The following is a 15,227-nucleotide window of genomic DNA, read 5'->3' on the forward strand; positions in this document are numbered from 1 at the left end:
GGCAGGTACAGGCTGCATCACCCTTTGCTCAGCGCCCCGACCACCTGATCGACACTGGCCTTGAGCCCGGCCACGGCGTCTTGCGGGTCACTTTCCACCACGAGCAACGTGGCCCCCGAGGCCTTGATCACCTCGGCCACTGCCGCATTCGGCTGCCGATGGTCCAGCACCAGCGCCACATCCTGGTTCTTGAGGTTCTCGCCCAGTGCCTTGAGCGCGGCGTTGTCCCACTTGCCCTCGGCCGGCAGTGCCTGTTCCACCACATCCAGGTTCAAGCCGCTGGCCAGGTAGCCTAGGCGCTCGGACAGGCTGACCACGCTGAGGTTATCGATTTGGGCAAGCTTGGTCTGGCTGCTGGCGGTCAATTCCAGCAACTGGCGCTTGAGCCCCGCCAGGTTGCCCTGGATCTTCGCCTTGTCGGCGGGCGCCAGGCGTTCCAGGTCGTTGGCCAGCACGTCGGCCATGCGCCCAAGGTTGGTCGGGTTCAGCCAGGGGTAGGCGTTGTAGGCGTCATCGCCACTGACCGCGATGCCCGGCAGGGCACCGTCCACCGGCCGCGCTGCATCGATTTCGACGATGCGGATATTGCTGCGCCGGGCCATGGGGTACAGCGGGTCGTCACGCCAGATCGAGCGCAGGCCAATCACCGCATCGGCCTGCTGCGCCGCTTTGGCAAGGCTCGCGCCGCCACGGCTGGTGAAGTACGAAGGCTGGCGGCTGGCCGGCAGGTTGGCCGGCGCGGCGCGCTTGAGCTGCACGGCGGTGCCATCGAGCAAGGCCGCAGCCAGGCTGTGGGTCACCGGCAGGGTGGTCAGCACCTCGGTGGCGAGGGCGAACGAGGGCAGGCCGGTGAGGGCCAGCGCCAGGGTGAGCTGTTTCAGGTTCATGCCGGGTTTCCTTGCAGGCGTGGGACGAGGGCGCGGGCCAGGGCCGCGAGGGCGAAGCAAATGCCGGCAACCAGGATGATCGCGGCACCCGACGGTACCGGCAGGTCAAAGACGATCGGCATCAGGATGCCCAGCAGCGTGCTCAGGGTGGCGATCAGAACCGAGATGAAGAAAAAGCCTTTGAGCGACTGGCTGACCAGGCGTGCGGCAGCGGCCGGAATCACCAGCAACGCACCGACCAGGATTGCCCCGATCACCTTCACCGACGCCACCGTTACCAGCGTCACCAGCACCACGAACAGGTAGTCCAGGGTCTTCACTGCCACCCCGCGTACGGCTGCCAGTTGCGGGTTGAAGCTGGCCAGGATGATGCGGTTGTACAGCGGCAGGGCCAGCGCCAGCACCAGGGCAGCGACGATGCCCAGCACCACCAGGTCCTGGGCGCTGACTGTCAGCACCGAGCCGAACAGCACGTTCTCGAGGATGTGCACGTTGATCTTGCCGGCCAGCATCAGCAGTAGGCTCGCGCCCAAAGCCAGCGACACCGAAAGGAACACCCCGATCAGCGTGTCAGGCGACAGCCCGGTGCGGTTGCGCAGGAAGTTGAGCAGGATGCCGAACAGCAGGCAGTAGCCGAGCAGGCTGCCGTAAGGCCCGGTGTAGGGTTCGCCGAGCAGGATGCCGATGGCCACCCCGGTCAGGGCGGCATGCCCGACGGCTTCGGAGAAGAAGGCGAAGCGCTTGACCACCACCAGGGTGCCCAGGCCGCCCAGTACCGGGCCGATCATCAGGCCGGCGAGCAGTGCGTTGATCACGAAACCGTAGGCCAGTGCCTCGGGCAGGTAGCCAGCGCCGGCCCATTCCTGGACCAGTTGGCGGAATGCTTCGTAGCTCATCAGGTGCGGCCCTCGCTGCGCGGGTGGACGGAGAACAGGCTCAGCAGGCGCTCCGGGGTAAGGGCTTGGGCAGGTGGGGCGTCGAACAGTACCTGGCGGCTCAGCCCGGTGACCCGGTCGGCCAGGCGCAGCACCGCTTGCAGGTCGTGTTCGATCCACAGCACGGTGGTGCCGGCCTGGCGCCAGCCCTGCAGCAAGTGCTCGAACACCCGGATGCCGGCTTCATCGAGCGCCGACATGGGCTCGTCGAGCACCAGCAACTGCGGCTCGGGGATCAAACCCTGGGCCAGCAGCACGCGCTGGCGTTCGCCGCCCGACAAAGCGCCCATGCGCCGCTTGCGTTTGTCGAGCATGCCGACCTGCGCCAGCGCTGCGTCGATGGCCGGTTGCACGCGGCGCGAAAGGCCGAGAAAGGCTGGGCGGCGTTGGCACATTGCGGCCATGAAGTCGTCCACGGTCATCGGCAGGCCACGGTCGAACTCCAGCGCCTGGGGGACGTAACCGATCACCTGCTGCTCACCCGGCCAGTGCAGGGTCAGTTGGCCCTGGTGTGGCATCTGCCCGAGCAGGGTCTTGATCAGCGAGCTTTTACCGCCGCCGTTGGGCCCGACGATGGCATGTACGCTGCCGGCGGCGACGCTGAACTGGACCTGCTCGAGGATGCGCGTGCGGCCGAGGGTCAGGTCTATACCAGCGAATTCGATGCCGGGCCCGCCGCGCACCATGAGGTTGGCGGCCGCGGTCATGCGCGGTTCTCCTGAATGGCGCGGACCACGGTGTCGAGGTTGCGCTTCATCTCTACTTCGTATTTGTCCTTGGTGTACTCGCCGTAGGAAATATGCGTCAGCGGATACAGGCGCACACCGGACTCACGCTGGATGGTCTCGACATAGGCCGACGGGAAGTCCATCTCCGAGAAGATCACCTTGACGTCCAGCGCCTTGAGCTGGTCGATGGTTTTCTTAAGCTGTGCCGGGCTCGGTTCGATGCCGTGGGCCGGCTCCACCACTGCCGTGACCTCCAGGCCGAAATCGCGCACCAGGTAGTCGTAGGCTGCATGAATGGTGGCCACACGGAAGTTGGCGCCGGGTGCCTCGGTGACCTTGGCCAGCGCCTCGGCGCGCAAGCCGCGCAGGCGCTTGGCATAGGCGCGGGCGTTCTGGGTGTAGAACCTGGCGTTGTCCGGGTCGAGCTTGCCCAGTTCACGGGCGATGTTGTTGACCTGGGCAATGGTGGTGCTGATGGACAGGAAGGTGTGCGGGTTGACCACTTTGCCGGCACCGCGGGCGGCGATGCCGGTGGCCGCCAGCAGCGGCACGTTCTGGTTGGCTTCGATGGTCTTGATGTCAGGCTTTTCACTGGCAGCGATCATGCGGTCGGCGAAATCGTCATGGCCGACGCCGTTGAGCACCACCACGTCCAGGCTGCCGATACGCTTGATGTCCTCGGCACGTGGCTCGTAGGCGTGCGGGTTGAAGCCTGCGGGAATCAGCGGCACCACTTCGGCCTTGTCGCCGACGATATTGCTCACATAGCTGTAGTACGGGTGCAGGGTAATGCCGATGCGCAAGGGCTTGCCGGTGTCGGCCAGGGCCAGGGCCGGTAACGCGAGGGCCAGGAGCAGGGTGAGGGCGGAGCGCAACATGGGGAATTCCTTGGGTTCAGTGACGGTGTTCGCGGGTGACCCCGGCGTCGTAATGGCTAGCCACTTGCTGCCAGCCAGCGGCGATCAGGGCTGCCTGGCCAAGGTCGTCCGGCATCACCGCGGCGCTGTCGCGGCGCAGCCAGACGTCAGGCTGGGCGCTGTGCTCGTGCGGCACGATCAGCAAAAAGCTGCCGGCGACCTGCGGGGCCTGGCTGCGACCCAGATAGGCGCCAGCCTCCAGCCACTGCCATTGGTGGCTGCCACGGCTCTGGCTGCCGGCGTCTACCACGAACGGTGGCAAGCCTTCCTCGGCCAACGACGCCACACTGGGTACGGCAGCGGTTTCTTCGCGCAGCAACTGAACCTCGTCGAATGCGACGCGAAGGTCGGTATAGATGCCTTGTTCGGCGGGCGTCAGGTCGCGGCGGGCGTCGATCTGGTGGCTGGCGATGGCCTGCTCGTCTTCGCGTTCACCGCGCAGCAGCACCACGCAGGCGGCGACGATGACGATCAGCAGGCTGACCAGCAGCACGTAGAGGGTTTCGTGCCCGGCGCCGGCGGGGCGCACCACCTGGGTACGGCTCAGGGTAGGGCCGCTCATGGTTGCGTGATGTCGGCGTAGTCGACTTCCACCACGTGGCCGGGGCCGGCATCGAACAGCACGTAGAACTCGCCGTCGGGGCGCTTGAAGGTAAGCGTCGAGTCATCGCCCAGCTTGCCGCCGACCAGTACCTGTTCGTCATAGCCGATCACGTCCAGGGTCACGCCCGGGGCGCCGCTGCCGTCCGAGAAGCCACCGGTGCATTTGACCTGGCCGCCATCGAGCTCTTCGCACTCGCACATCGGGTTGTGGGCCAGGGCCGGGCCTGCGGCCAGCACCAGCAGGGGCAGGGCGAGCCTGCGCATCATGTGCTTCATTTCTTGCCTCCTTGTTTTTCGAGCCAGGCCACGGTGGCTGGCGAAGCCTTGCTCAGCGGGACCGATGCCTGATGCATGCTGCCGTCCCAGCCTTCGAGGGTGATCCAGATCTGCGCGTCGGGCTTGGTGCGCGCAGGGATCGGCAGGTTGGTACCCATGCGGTAGGGCGCGCCGAAGAAGATGGTGCCGGCGGCGCGCAGGCTGCGGGGTTTGCCGATGCGCAGGTACACGGCTTTGACGTCGTTGATGCAGGCTTTGCAAAGCGCGGCGTTGAAGGGCTTGAAGTAGCCCGCCGGGCCGTCGGCGCGGGGCGCTTCGCTGCGCAGTTCGGCCAGGTCCAGGCTGTAAGGGCCGACCTGAATATCGCTGATCTGGTTCACGCCCAAGCCGGCATCACCGCGAAACAGCTTGGCGTCGGCGAAATACTTGGGCATGAAGCCCAGCGGGATGAGAATCAGCAGAATGTTCAAGTGAAAGCGCCACTTCAGCCACCACTGCTTGAGTGGGCGGGTGGGCAGGGCCTGGGCCTGGCTCATGGGCGGATCTCCACGGGGGTGTCGCTGGCGGTGGCGCGGGGCGCACGCTCGCTGCGCTTGAGGGCGGCGGCGGTCGCCTGGGCGGTACGTTTGGTCCAGATCAGCAGGCCGCTGAACACCATCAGCGTCAGGATAAGGCCGAAGAAGAACCAGATCAGTTTGACCGGCAGGCCGCCAAAGTCGCCGGTGTGCAGTGGGCGCATGGATTCGGTGACGAACTCCAGGGCGGAGCGGTCGCTGATCAGGAACTGGCTGTCGACGTTACGCGTGTAGGGGTTGATGTTGGCACTCTGGAACATCAGCGGGTACCAGCCCGGGCCGTTCAGCGTGATGTGGCTGTAGGCCGTGGCGGGCAGCGAGATGGCGTTGATTTCAAGGCCCGGAATGGCCAGGCCGGCGATGCGCGCCGCTTCATCCAGGTCGATGCGCGGGGCAGGGCTGCCATCGGCGGTTTGCGGTACATCTTCCCGGGCGATCACAGGTGTGATCGGTTGGCTGGAGATCGTGATGTGGTTATCGAACAGGATCGCCTGGATCAGGAACCAGGTGCCGGTGATGGCAATGACCGCGATGAACCAGATCGACCAGACCCCGGCCAGGCGATGCAGGTCGCCCCAGAAAATGCGCGAGCCGTGGCCGGTGCGAATGGGCTTGAAGAAGCCTTTCCAGAACTTCTTGTACACCACCAGGCCAGTCACCAGCGAAGCGAGCATCGGCAGGCCCAGCAGCGAGACCAGGTACCAGCCCCAACTGAAACCGTTGGTGAAGGGCACCAGCCACCAGCCGTGCAAGGCACGGGTGAACGCCTCGAAGTTGAAGTCCGGGACCTTGCCCTGGATGGCCCCGGTGTAGGGGTTGACGTACAGCGTCGGGCTGCTGCCGTCGGGCAGGGTAACCCCAGCGTTGAGCGCAAAGTGCGAACCGTCCGGCTGCCTCAGTGTGCGCACCACCATATCCGGTTCGGCCTTGTGCAGGGCGTCGAGCACTTGCTGGAAACTCAGGCGTTCGGCGCTGTCGTCGGGCTTGTTGGCGCGCACATCGGCGTTGGCCAGCCAGACGATTTCCTGGCTGACCACGGCGAGCATGCCGGTGAAGCAGACGATCAGCACGAAGAACCAGATCGGCAGGGCGAGCCAGCTGTGGACCAGGAACCACAGCTTGGACTTGGATTTTTTGGTTGATTTGGCCATCGGTCGGTCTTCTGAAAATGAGGGTCGAGCATATGCCCAACCACAGGGGCTGCATCTATAAAGACGAATGAGAATGGAAATCCTGCCTATTTAAATGCAAGCAAATGTTTCAGAAAAGCAAAAGCCGACAGGGCGCGGGGCGCCGTGTCGGCTTGAAGGCCGCAGAGGGTCAGGCGCTGGTGAGGGCGACCGGCGGTTGCGCTTTGCCGTGTCGGCGGGCGAGGTCCTGGTACAGCGCCTGGCCGATTTCGGCGGCACGGGACGGCAGTACCGACAGCAGGGTGTCGCTCAGGCCATGGCTGCCCTCACAGAAGCCTTGCAGGTAAACCGACGCTTCAAGGTCCGGGCTGGACAGTACCCGGTAGTTGCGGTCGACGTTGAAATCCTCGAGGTAACCGGCCAGCGGTGCCAGCAGGTCGCGATGCGAGCGGCGCTCGTAGCCGGTGGCCAGAATGACAGCATCGTAACGGTGGGTCTGATGCTGGTCGGTGGCCAGGTCGCGCAGGGTGAGTTCGATGCCGTCGCGGGTGGCGACAACCGCTTCCACCTGGCGACGGCACAGCACGTTGTGGCGTACCTGATGCGAAACCTTCTGGCGGTAGAGGATGCCGTAGATGCGCTCGATCAGGTCCAGGTCGACCACTGAGTAGTTGGTGTTGTGGTATTCACCCAGCAGCTTGGCGCGCTGCTCGGCCGGCTCGTTGTAGACCAGGTCGGTGTAGTCCGGCGAGAAGATTTCGTTGACGAACGGGCTGTCGTCCGCAGGCTTGAGCGCTGAACCGCGCAGTATCATGTCGACCTTGACCGACGGGTAGCTGTCATTGAGGTCGATGAATGCTTCTGCGGCGCTCTGGCCAGAGCCGATTACCGCGATGCGCATCGGTTTGCCCTCGGCGCATGGCAACCTGCTCAGGCTGCTCAGGTACTGGGAGTGGTGGAAGACGCGCGGGTCGTCCTTGAAGGCGCCGAATTTTTCCGGGATTTTCGGCGTACCGCCCGTGCCGACCACGACCGAACGGGTACGCCGGGTGTATTCACGGCCCTGCGCATCTTGAGAGACCAGGCGCAAATGCTCGACACGGCCAGCCTTAACTTCCGGCTCGATGCGCAGCACTTGCTCGCCATAGACGGCTTGAGTGGCGAAATGCTCGGCGGCCCAGCGCAGGTAATCGTTGTACTCCAGGCGGCAGGGGTAGAAGGTGCCCAGGTTGATGAAATCGGCCAGGCGCTGCTTCTGGTGCAAGTAGTTGACGAAACTGTAGGGGCTGGTGGGGTTGCGCAGCGAGACCAGATCCTTGAGGAAGGATATCTGCAGCTCGCTCTGGGTCGCCAGCGTTTCACCATGCCAGCGGTATTGCTTCTGCTTGTCGATGAACAGCGCGTCGAGGGCGCGGGCTTGGGTGTGGGCGAGTTCCTCCAGGGCGATGGCCAAGGCCAGGTTGGAAGGGCCAAAGCCCACGCCGATCAGATCCTTGATGGTTTCCGGGTTTGAAGACTGGCTCATGGCTGCGATCCCATAATGGTCGAATGTGTGCGCCCGCCGGGGCTCCGGCGCCTGCGTGAGTACATTGGTTGGAACGAGCCATGTACCGGGGAATTTACTGGGGGCATTGCGCACAGCTTGTGCAGCCGGGCTAAAGAAGTGCGCCGCGTGGCCGATAGGCAGGTCAACGCAAGGACCTATTTCAAGGCAGGGACCGGAACATGGCAGGTATCGCGGCAATCACCATCAACAACGTTTCGGCGCAGGCCGCCGGCAGTGCTGAAACGGTAAAAAGCGAAGACGCACAGAAAAGTGGAGCGTCGGCCGCGTCGGCAGAAACGCCCAAGGCTCAGGGTGGCGGCGGTGCGCAAGGTGCGCAGCAAAGCGATGAGAGTTCGGAGCCTGCGCACATCAAGCAATTGCGCGAGATGATCAAGCAGTTGCAAAAGCAGTTGGCCGAAGAGCAGAAGCAGTTGGCCAACCTGATGGCGCAGAAAATGGAAGAGACAGCCAAGACCGCTGCCGTGAGTGCCAGGCAGGCGAGCATTACCACGCTCAATGGCCAGATCATGACCGCCACGTCGCAACTGCTCGAAGCGTTGCAGGAGACGGGTGGCAGCACTGCGGGTACGGTCGTCAGCACTCAGGCCTGAGCCTGTGTGAACCGGCCCGCCTGCGGATAACGCCGCAAACGGGCCAGCCCCTTGAGGCGTTACTCTGCGGCCAGGCGGCTCTTGTTCTGCCGGTCCGACTTGTACTGCATTGCCACTGCCGGTGCCGGCTTGGCTGTGCCCGTCTCCAGCCACTGGCGCATGCGGCTTGCATCGGCAAAGTGGGTGTACTTGCCGAACGCATCGAGGATCACCATGGCCACCGGGCGGTTGTCCATGCGCGTCAGCAGCACCAGGCAATGGCCGGCCTCATTGGTGAAGCCGGTCTTGGTCAGCTTGATGTCCCAGTTGCTCTTGTTGACCAGGTGGTCGGTATTGCGAAAACCCAGTGTGTAGTTGGGTTTGCGGAAGGCCACGGTTTTTTCGCGGGTGGTCGACAGCTCGCTGAGCATCGGGTACTTGCGCGATGCCATCAGCAGCTTGGCCAGGTCGCGGGCGCTGGAGACGTTCTGCGTCGACAGGCCGGTCGGCTCGACATAGCGGGTGTGCGCCATGCCCAGGCTGCGAGCTTTGGCGTTCATTGCCTTGATGAAAGCCGGATAGCCCCCTGGATAGTGGTTGGCCAGGGAGGTGGCGGCGCGGTTTTCCGACGACATCAGGGTAATGAGCAGGGTTTCGCGGCGGTTGAGTTGGCTGCCCAGGCGCACGCGCGAGTACACCCCTTTCATGTCCGGGTTGTTGGCGATGGTCATGGTGAGCATCTCATCCATGGGCAGCTTGGCGTCCAGCACCACCATCGCGGTCATCAGTTTGGTCACCGAGGCAATCGGCACCACGCGGTCGGCGTGGCTCGAATACAATTCCTTGTTGGTATTGAGGTCGATCAGCAGGGCGCTGCCGGAAGCCAGATGCAGCTTTGAAGGGTCGCGTTGAATCTGGGCTGGGGGTTGTGCAGCAGCGGTCGACGGTAGGGTCGCGGTACCTGTGAGCAACAGCAGCAGGCTGAGGATGGACAGGGATGTTTTCACGTTCAGGCTCACTAAAAGTTGGTATGTCGTTGGCTGTGCAAGGGTTTCCCCCAAAAACCGCTCGCATTCTGGAGTATGGCTCAGCGGCTGTCGAATGCTCGTGGAGCCACCCGGTCGAAATGAAAAAACCTTCATGCTGTAACGGTTATTCTGCCTCCGTTCGTCGGTTTCGCGCCGGCAAAAAAAGACCCGCCAAAAGGCGGGCCAGAACAGGGCAAAGAGCAACGCACAACACATTCGTTTCAAGCGAGCAGGCAATCGTCCTTCAGTCGATCGGCAAGGGCCTGGGCTGATGCACGGGTGGCCAACGGTCCGCTCACCGCTTCACCGTTGCGCACCAGGTACCAGCATGCCAGCAGGCCCTGCTCACGCAGAGTAGAGGGGACGGCGCTACCGACGACGGACATGATCTGGATAGTGGCCATGTGGACCTCCTGTAAAACATGCCGCTACCTTACGCAGTGGCCGGCTCGGTTTGAAATCGACTCGCTCAATAGTGCTCATCAGCTTTATCAACTGTTCACTACTATGGCTCTTGCCTCTGTCAGCTGAGCGCAGGGAAACGGTAAAGGTTGTGTAAGGGACGATGAACGGGCGGGTCTGTTACGCTGAACAAACGTTTCAGTTACGAACAAGGAGCAGGTCATGACGGCAACTCCCAGCAGGGACACCGTGCTGTGCATTTCCCTGGCCGGCCGGCCAGGTCACTTTGGCGTTCGCTTTCATAACCACCTTTACCGGCAGTTGGGCCTGGATTACTACTACAAGGCGATGAGCACCGATGACTTGCCGGCCGCTGTGGCGGGTATCCGCGCGCTGGGCATCCGCGGCTGTGGTGTTTCCATGCCGTACAAGGAGGCCTGCATGGCCTTGGTCGATGAGGTTGACCCGTCAGCGGCAGCCATCGAGTCGGTCAACACGGTGGTCAACACGGCAGGTCATCTGAAAGCCTATAACACCGACTATCTGGCAGTGCGGCAGTTGCTCGAACAGCATCGTGTCGACCCGTCTACAGCCTTTGCCCTGCGCGGTAGTGGTGGCATGGCCAAGGCGGTGGCCAGTGCGCTGCGCGATGCCGGGTTCAAGGAGGGCATCATCGTCGCCCGCAACGAGCAGGCGGGGCGCCAGTTGGCCGACGTTTGTGGCTATCGCTGGGTCGCTGAGCTGGGTGACCGGTGCCCGCCGATGCTGGTGAACGTGACGCCGATCGGCATGGCGGGCGGGCAGGAGGCCCATGAGCTGGCGTTCAGCGAGAACGCCATTGCTGCGGCGCAGCGGGTCTTCGATGTGGTGGCGATGCCGGCGCAGACGCCCTTGATCCAGCGGGCGCAGGCGCTGGGCAAGCCGGTGATTACCGGCCTGGAGGTGATCGCGTTGCAGGCACTGGAGCAGTTCGTGCTGTATACCGGCGTGCGACCTGCCCGAGAGCAGGTCGAGGCTGCAGTGGCGTACGCCCGGGACGTCTAGCTCTTCTTCTGCGGCCTCCTCGCGGGCAACCCGGCGAGAAGGCCGTCTGTGCGCAAAATCAGAACGCCTTGTGCCCCTTGTCCAGCTGCTCGTCCACCAGGGCCCGGCCATGGGCCAGCGACACATGCTGAGCGTTCTCAAGGTCAGAGAAGAACTTCATCGGCATGGATAAACGCTTGCTGGTATGGCCTTGCGGATCGGTGATCAGGCAGCCCGCAGAATAGGGCAGAGGGGAGTCGGGGTGAGGCATCACGCTGGCGGTGATGGTGTGGTCGCGGTATTCACAGTGAAGAGATTGCATCGTCCTTACCTCGCTGTGGCTAGTGAAGCTGTTACTTCCATATACCACAGCGAGGGGCCGGGAGTTCCCGGCCTGACGAGCGCGAGCCGACGAAGCTCACACTTTCGGATCAGCCCTTGAGCTCAGAGGGCTGAATCACTTCGACCCAGTAACCGTCCGGGTCTTTGACGAAGGCCAGATGGTTCATGCGGCCGTCTGCCAGGCGTTTCTGGAACGGCACGTTCAGCTCTTCGAAGCGGGCGCAGGCAACACGCACGTCCGGCACCGAAATGCAGATGTGGCCGAAACCACGTGGGTCGGTGTTGCCGTTGTGATAGGCGAACGCGGGGTCGTTCTCTGTACCGTGGTTGTGGGTCAGCTCAAGCACGCCGGGGATCGATTTCATCCACTGATGGCGCTCGGCGTCGTCGGCTGGAATCTGCGCCGGGTCTACCAGGGCCAGGAAGTACAGGCTGAATTCCGCTTCCGGGAAGTCGCGCTTGTCGACCAGGCGAAAGCCCAGCACACGGGTGTAGAAGTCCAGCGACTTCTCGATGTCCTTGACCCGCAGCATGGTGTGGTTGAAGACGAATTGGGCAGTGGCGGCGTCGGGCTGCGCGGTGACGCCAGGCAGGTTTTGCAGATCGTGCAGGCTCATGGGTACTCCAGAGACGAGGCTGGCACCGGGGCCAGCGGAACAGACAGGAGGGCCATGATACGGCAGTGAACCGATTGCGCAAATGAAAGCGCCCTGCACGAGTGCAGGGCGCTGGAATTAGAGGCCCGCGTGTGCGGGCGCGTGATGGGGTCGCTAGTCCTTTAGCTGTCTCGATATTGAGCCAGCCCTTGTGAAAAAAGTGTGAAGCAAGCGTTGACGTTTCATCAGCGCAGCCAACTTTCCACCGTGCCGGCCCCGTACTGTTCTTTCCACGCCTTCAGCCCGCGATGGTTACCACCTTTGGTCTCGATCAGCTCGCCGGTGTGCGGGTTTTCATACACTTTCACCACGCGTGGGCGGCGTTGTTGCTTTGGCGCATTGGTTGCGCCCCGGGTGACGGCCTTGGGGTCGAGGATGGCGATGATATCGCGCAGACTTTTGTCATAGCTTTTCATCAGGCCGACTAGTTTCTGCTCGAATTCGATTTCACGTTTTAGGCCGGTATCCTTTTTCAGCGCCTCCAGTTGAGCCATCTGTTCCTGGAGCGCTTTTTCGGCAGCACGAAACTCTGCAAGTCTGGACACTGTAATCACTCCTGTACGTCATCTGTGGCGGGGCGTGACGAACATTGAAGAGAAATAACGCCGGCCACGCGGGTGGGTTAAACTGTTCGCTGATGACGAGTGTAGACACTTGTGACAATTGGGTAAACCGCAAACTTTTCCAAATAAGACGGGAACTTTACAAGTTTTCCGGGCGCATAATTCCGGTGGGTGCAGGTCGTCGGCCCGGCGCATTTAGACCATGGTCCAATGGTGCGCGCCAGAGCCTTTTCGCGATCATTTCTGATGATGGCCGAGCATTGTTCGGCCGCGTCTTGTCTGCGCCGCGTGCGTTCGCCGTGCATTGTTTCTGTCTTTCTCTGGATGTTCCCTCGCATGTTTGCCTCTTTTCCTCTCGCCCCCGGGCGCCGAGTTGCCGGCCTGTTGCTGATGTGTGCCGGCACGCACGCCCAGGCCGCCGGTTTTCTTGAAGACAGCCGTGCCAAGGTCGAAGCACGCACCGTTTATTTCAACCGGGATTTTCGTGACGGCAACAGCACTTCCAGCCAAGGTGCGTCCAAGCGGGAAGAGTGGGCACAAGGCTTCATTCTCAACGTGCAGTCGGGTTATACCCAAGGCCCCGTAGGCCTCGGTGTGGATGCATTGGGCATGTTCGGTATCAAGCTGGACTCCAGCCCGGCGGACAGTAACAGCGGTTTGTTGCCTTCTTCTGGCCATGACCCCAGGCACGCTGCTGACCAATACGCGAAGATGGGCCTGGCCGCCAAGGTCAAGGTGTCCAATACCGTGCTCAAATACGGCTCGTTGATGCCGGATGTTCCGTTGTTGAAATACAACGATGGGCGCCTGTTGCCGACGATGTTTCACGGCGCCATGCTCACTTCAGAAGAAGTGCGCAACCTGAAATTCACGCTGGCCCGCCTGAACAAGTACACCGCCCGTGATTCCACCGACCGCCAGGACATTCGCGTGCATTGCAAGAACAAGCGCTATGCCTGCGATACCCAAGCCGACCACTTCGACCTGGCAGGTCTGGATTACCGGTTCAATGATCGGTTCAGTGCCCAATACCAAATGGCCAAGCTGGAAAACATCTACCGTCAGCACTTTCTCGGTCTGGTTGCCAGCCAGCCGCTTGCAGTCGGCAGCCTGTCGGCCGACCTGCGCCTGATCAAGAGCGATGACATCGGTAACGCCCGAGCAGGCCAAATCGACCATCGCGCCTTCAGTGGCATGCTCGGCTATAGCCTTGGCGGCCACAAGGTCAGTGCAGGCTGGCAGCGCATGTATGGCGAAAACGCCATGCCGTACCTCGATGGCAGCAACCCGTACCTGGTCAACTATGCGCAGGTCAACGACTTCGCCGCCGCGCAGGAGCGCTCATGGCAGTTGCGTTACGACTATGACTTCAAGGCCTTGGGCGTGCCGGGCCTGACGTTCTTCACCCGCTATATCAATGGCGACCATATCAAGGTCCCGGGCAGTAACGCCCAAGGCAAGGAGTGGGAGCGCGACACCGAGCTCAAGTACCAGGTACAGAGCGGTACCTTCAAAGATGTCAGCGTGCGCCTGCGCAATTCTACCTACCGCAGCAACTACGAAAAGTGGGCGCGTGACATGGACGAAACACGGGTCATCGTCAGCTACAACTTCTCGATCTTCTGAGTGCGCTTTGCCAAACACCGGCGGTCGGCCGACAATGGCTGCTGGTTTTTGTTCAGGGCCAAGCCATGAGAGACCTGTTGTTGATTGGTATCGGCCCGGGCGACCCGCGCCAGGTGACCTACGAGGCTGTCGAGGCGTTGCGTCGCGCCACCGTCTTCTTCGTACTGGACAAGGGTTCGGACAAAGACGAGCTGGTTAGCCTGCGCAAGGCCATTGTTGAACACTACAGGCCGCAGGGCGGCTACCGCCTGGTACAGGTGGCGGACCCGCAACGCGATGCTGACGCGGCCGACTATGTGGCTGCGGTCCAGGACTGGCATCGCCAGCGCGCGGCGCTGTATGCCCGGCTGATAACCGATGAAATGTGCAGTGAGGATATCGGCGCCTTTTTGCTTTGGGGCGAGCCTGGCTTGTATGACAGCACCCTGCGCATTCTGCAGTTGGTTCGCGAGCGTGGTGTGGCACTGCGCCTGCAGGTCATCCCAGGCATCAGCAGTGTGCAGGCGCTGGCGGCGCGGCATCAGGTGCCGCTGAACCGTATAGGCGAGCCATTGGTGGTTTTACCGGGGCGGCGCCTCGCGCAACAGGGGCAGATTGACAACGTGGTGGTGATGCTTGACGGGCAATGCGCATTTGCCCAGGTCGACGACCCTGGGTTGGTGATCTATTGGGGGGCTTACCTGGGAACGGAGGACGAAGTGCTGATCGCCGGGCCTTTGCAGGCGGTGAAGGGGCGGATTCTACAGGTGCGAGAAGAGGCGAGGGGGCGCAAGGGGTGGATCATGGATACCTACCTGCTGCGGCGCGAGTCATGGACTTGAGCCGGCCTCTTCACGGGTAAAACCGCGAAGAGGCGCCACCGATGTCACGGCGTACCCAAAATCCCCACCACTTTATCGCGCAACTGCTCGATGCTGAACGGCTTGCCAATCATGTGCATCCCGTCGGGCACATCGAGGCTTTCGGCGTAGCCGCTGGCAAACAGCACTGGCAGCGCTGGCCGGATGGCGCGGGCCTGTTTCGCCAGTTCTTCGCCGCGCATGTCCGGCAGGCCTACATCGGTCATCAGCAGGGCCAGCGCCTTGTCTGGGTCTTGAAGGATCTTTAGCGCGGCACTGGCGCAGTCCGCCTCGAGGGTCTCATAGCCCAGTTCGTCGAGCACATCGACCATCAACATACGGACGATGTCGTCATCTTCGACTACCAAGAGGTGCATTTTGTGATCCTGTACCAGAAGAATGTCTTTATTCTGTGCGCCGGCCAGCGTCAGAAGTTCCGTGAGGATACCGATCGTTGCGATTGGATGGAACGATTGCTGAAGGTAACCTTCAAATACTGGCTAAATGCCCTGTCGCGGCCAGCAAAGCTGGTTAGACTCGCTGTTAACCGGTGAGCGCGGC

19 protein-coding genes are annotated in these 15,227 nt (G+C 62.3%); 4 read left to right on the plus strand and 15 right to left on the minus strand.

Annotated features, from left to right (window positions below; genetic code table 11):
* Nucleotides 1-17: 17 nt before the first annotated feature.
* The 9 genes from NGJ21_RS15335 to NGJ21_RS15375 all read right to left on the minus strand — a co-directional run bounded on the left by NGJ21_RS15335 (nucleotide 18) and on the right by NGJ21_RS15375 (nucleotide 7,576).
* Nucleotides 18-887, minus strand: a complete 870-nt coding sequence (locus NGJ21_RS15335) for a metal ABC transporter substrate-binding protein (RefSeq protein WP_251962337.1) — start codon at nucleotides 885-887, stop codon at nucleotides 18-20.
* The gene (locus tag NGJ21_RS15340; protein ID WP_251962338.1) at nucleotides 884-1,783 is read right to left on the minus strand and encodes a metal ABC transporter permease; all 900 of its coding nucleotides are present in this window, start codon (nucleotides 1,781-1,783) and stop codon (nucleotides 884-886) included. Before NGJ21_RS15340 ends, NGJ21_RS15335 begins: the two co-directional genes overlap by 4 nt.
* Nucleotides 1,783-2,529: a metal ABC transporter ATP-binding protein gene (locus NGJ21_RS15345; RefSeq protein ID WP_046785615.1), complete on the minus strand. Its 747-nt coding sequence runs from the start codon at nucleotides 2,527-2,529 to the stop codon at nucleotides 1,783-1,785. Before NGJ21_RS15345 ends, NGJ21_RS15340 begins: the two co-directional genes overlap by 1 nt.
* Nucleotides 2,526-3,428 carry a metal ABC transporter substrate-binding protein gene (locus NGJ21_RS15350; RefSeq protein ID WP_012313979.1) on the minus strand — a complete coding sequence of 301 codons (903 nt, stop codon included), beginning with the start codon at nucleotides 3,426-3,428 and terminating at the stop codon, nucleotides 2,526-2,528. The genes NGJ21_RS15345 and NGJ21_RS15350 overlap by 4 nt, the downstream gene beginning before the upstream one ends.
* A 16-nt stretch (nucleotides 3,429-3,444) precedes the next feature.
* A complete protein-coding gene (locus NGJ21_RS15355; protein ID WP_115275567.1) occupies nucleotides 3,445-4,014 on the minus strand; it encodes a DUF6162 family protein in 570 nt (189 codons plus the stop codon).
* Between the two features lie 11 nt (nucleotides 4,015-4,025).
* Nucleotides 4,026-4,346 (minus strand): hypothetical protein, encoded by a 321-nt coding sequence (locus tag NGJ21_RS15360; protein WP_039601114.1) that lies wholly within the window; start codon nucleotides 4,344-4,346, stop codon nucleotides 4,026-4,028.
* On the minus strand, nucleotides 4,343-4,882 hold the full coding sequence (locus tag NGJ21_RS15365; protein ID WP_046785613.1) for a PA2404 family protein: 540 nt from the start codon (nucleotides 4,880-4,882) through the stop codon (nucleotides 4,343-4,345). The genes NGJ21_RS15360 and NGJ21_RS15365 overlap by 4 nt, the downstream gene beginning before the upstream one ends.
* The gene (locus NGJ21_RS15370; RefSeq protein ID WP_115275179.1) at nucleotides 4,879-6,072 is read right to left on the minus strand and encodes a PepSY-associated TM helix domain-containing protein; all 1,194 of its coding nucleotides are present in this window, start codon (nucleotides 6,070-6,072) and stop codon (nucleotides 4,879-4,881) included. The genes NGJ21_RS15365 and NGJ21_RS15370 overlap by 4 nt, the downstream gene beginning before the upstream one ends.
* Before the next feature lie 169 nt (nucleotides 6,073-6,241).
* Nucleotides 6,242-7,576, minus strand: a complete 1,335-nt coding sequence (locus NGJ21_RS15375) for a lysine N(6)-hydroxylase/L-ornithine N(5)-oxygenase family protein (RefSeq protein WP_251962339.1) — start codon at nucleotides 7,574-7,576, stop codon at nucleotides 6,242-6,244.
* A 200-nt stretch (nucleotides 7,577-7,776) separates the two neighbouring features.
* Here NGJ21_RS15375 and NGJ21_RS15380 point away from each other — a divergent pair, with 200 nt between their 5' ends.
* On the plus strand, nucleotides 7,777-8,208 hold the full coding sequence (locus tag NGJ21_RS15380) for a kinetochore Spc7 family protein (RefSeq protein WP_046785610.1): 432 nt from the start codon (nucleotides 7,777-7,779) through the stop codon (nucleotides 8,206-8,208).
* 59 nt (nucleotides 8,209-8,267) lie between these two features.
* Here NGJ21_RS15380 and pbpG read toward each other — a convergent pair whose 3' ends face one another.
* Together pbpG and NGJ21_RS15390 are read right to left on the minus strand one after the other, a co-directional pair.
* Nucleotides 8,268-9,194 carry a D-alanyl-D-alanine endopeptidase gene (gene pbpG / locus NGJ21_RS15385; protein WP_042111355.1) on the minus strand — a complete coding sequence of 309 codons (927 nt, stop codon included), beginning with the start codon at nucleotides 9,192-9,194 and terminating at the stop codon, nucleotides 8,268-8,270.
* A 242-nt stretch (nucleotides 9,195-9,436) separates the two neighbouring features.
* Nucleotides 9,437-9,619 carry a hypothetical protein gene (locus NGJ21_RS15390; RefSeq protein ID WP_012313987.1) on the minus strand — a complete coding sequence of 61 codons (183 nt, stop codon included), beginning with the start codon at nucleotides 9,617-9,619 and terminating at the stop codon, nucleotides 9,437-9,439.
* Nucleotides 9,620-9,839: 220 nt separating this feature from the next.
* On the opposite strand from NGJ21_RS15390, the gene NGJ21_RS15395 reads away from it, so the two are divergent.
* On the plus strand, nucleotides 9,840-10,661 hold the full coding sequence (locus NGJ21_RS15395; RefSeq protein WP_046785608.1) for a shikimate 5-dehydrogenase: 822 nt from the start codon (nucleotides 9,840-9,842) through the stop codon (nucleotides 10,659-10,661).
* Between the two features lie 58 nt (nucleotides 10,662-10,719).
* Here NGJ21_RS15395 and NGJ21_RS15400 read toward each other — a convergent pair whose 3' ends face one another.
* The 3 genes from NGJ21_RS15400 to NGJ21_RS15410 form a co-directional block, all read right to left on the minus strand.
* Complete coding sequence (locus NGJ21_RS15400; protein ID WP_039601125.1) at nucleotides 10,720-10,962, minus strand: hypothetical protein; 243 nt, start codon at nucleotides 10,960-10,962, stop codon at nucleotides 10,720-10,722.
* A gap of 109 nt (nucleotides 10,963-11,071) precedes the next feature.
* Nucleotides 11,072-11,599 carry a lactoylglutathione lyase gene (gene gloA, locus NGJ21_RS15405; RefSeq protein ID WP_046785607.1) on the minus strand — a complete coding sequence of 176 codons (528 nt, stop codon included), beginning with the start codon at nucleotides 11,597-11,599 and terminating at the stop codon, nucleotides 11,072-11,074.
* Nucleotides 11,600-11,823: 224 nt separating this feature from the next.
* Nucleotides 11,824-12,183, minus strand: a complete 360-nt coding sequence (locus NGJ21_RS15410) for a histone-like nucleoid-structuring protein, MvaT/MvaU family (RefSeq protein WP_046785606.1) — start codon at nucleotides 12,181-12,183, stop codon at nucleotides 11,824-11,826.
* A 354-nt stretch (nucleotides 12,184-12,537) separates the two neighbouring features.
* Between NGJ21_RS15410 and NGJ21_RS15415 the strand changes: the two genes are divergently transcribed.
* Entirely contained in the window at nucleotides 12,538-13,827 is a 1,290-nt protein-coding gene (locus tag NGJ21_RS15415) for an OprD family porin (protein ID WP_251962340.1), read from the plus strand.
* A 65-nt stretch (nucleotides 13,828-13,892) separates the two neighbouring features.
* Nucleotides 13,893-14,648 carry a precorrin-6A synthase (deacetylating) gene (cobF, locus tag NGJ21_RS15420; RefSeq protein ID WP_251962341.1) on the plus strand — a complete coding sequence of 252 codons (756 nt, stop codon included), beginning with the start codon at nucleotides 13,893-13,895 and terminating at the stop codon, nucleotides 14,646-14,648.
* Between the two features lie 44 nt (nucleotides 14,649-14,692).
* Here the strand turns inward: cobF and NGJ21_RS15425 are convergent, their stop codons facing one another.
* Nucleotides 14,693-15,043, minus strand: coding sequence for a response regulator (locus NGJ21_RS15425; protein WP_251962342.1), 351 nt, complete (start codon nucleotides 15,041-15,043; stop codon nucleotides 14,693-14,695).
* Nucleotides 15,044-15,227 lie beyond the last annotated feature (184 nt).

It is taken from the genome of Pseudomonas sp. Marseille-Q5299, assembly GCF_943737035.1.
Classification (GTDB): domain Bacteria; phylum Pseudomonadota; class Gammaproteobacteria; order Pseudomonadales; family Pseudomonadaceae; genus Aquipseudomonas; species Aquipseudomonas putida_E.

What these genes read in the sequence shown, in the direction of transcription:
- NGJ21_RS15345 (WP_046785615.1), bottom strand. Translation starts at nt 2,529, where the DNA reads ATGACCGCGGCCGCCAACCTCATGGTGCGCGGCGGGCCCGGCATCGAA.
- NGJ21_RS15375 (WP_251962339.1), bottom strand. Translation starts at nt 7,576, where the DNA reads ATGAGCCAGTCTTCAAACCCGGAAACCATCAAGGATCTGATCGGCGTG.
- cobF (WP_251962341.1), top strand. Translation starts at nt 13,893, where the DNA reads ATGAGAGACCTGTTGTTGATTGGTATCGGCCCGGGCGACCCGCGCCAG.
- NGJ21_RS15350 (WP_012313979.1), bottom strand. Translation starts at nt 3,428, where the DNA reads ATGTTGCGCTCCGCCCTCACCCTGCTCCTGGCCCTCGCGTTACCGGCC.
- NGJ21_RS15370 (WP_115275179.1), bottom strand. Translation starts at nt 6,072, where the DNA reads ATGGCCAAATCAACCAAAAAATCCAAGTCCAAGCTGTGGTTCCTGGTC.
- NGJ21_RS15400 (WP_039601125.1), bottom strand. Translation starts at nt 10,962, where the DNA reads ATGCAATCTCTTCACTGTGAATACCGCGACCACACCATCACCGCCAGC.
- NGJ21_RS15360 (WP_039601114.1), bottom strand. Translation starts at nt 4,346, where the DNA reads ATGAAGCACATGATGCGCAGGCTCGCCCTGCCCCTGCTGGTGCTGGCC.
- NGJ21_RS15380 (WP_046785610.1), top strand. Translation starts at nt 7,777, where the DNA reads ATGGCAGGTATCGCGGCAATCACCATCAACAACGTTTCGGCGCAGGCC.
- NGJ21_RS15390 (WP_012313987.1), bottom strand. Translation starts at nt 9,619, where the DNA reads ATGGCCACTATCCAGATCATGTCCGTCGTCGGTAGCGCCGTCCCCTCT.
- gloA (WP_046785607.1), bottom strand. Translation starts at nt 11,599, where the DNA reads ATGAGCCTGCACGATCTGCAAAACCTGCCTGGCGTCACCGCGCAGCCC.
- NGJ21_RS15335 (WP_251962337.1), bottom strand. Translation starts at nt 887, where the DNA reads ATGAACCTGAAACAGCTCACCCTGGCGCTGGCCCTCACCGGCCTGCCC.
- NGJ21_RS15395 (WP_046785608.1), top strand. Translation starts at nt 9,840, where the DNA reads ATGACGGCAACTCCCAGCAGGGACACCGTGCTGTGCATTTCCCTGGCC.
- NGJ21_RS15415 (WP_251962340.1), top strand. Translation starts at nt 12,538, where the DNA reads ATGTTTGCCTCTTTTCCTCTCGCCCCCGGGCGCCGAGTTGCCGGCCTG.
- NGJ21_RS15340 (WP_251962338.1), bottom strand. Translation starts at nt 1,783, where the DNA reads ATGAGCTACGAAGCATTCCGCCAACTGGTCCAGGAATGGGCCGGCGCT.
- NGJ21_RS15365 (WP_046785613.1), bottom strand. Translation starts at nt 4,882, where the DNA reads ATGAGCCAGGCCCAGGCCCTGCCCACCCGCCCACTCAAGCAGTGGTGG.
- NGJ21_RS15425 (WP_251962342.1), bottom strand. Translation starts at nt 15,043, where the DNA reads ATGCACCTCTTGGTAGTCGAAGATGACGACATCGTCCGTATGTTGATG.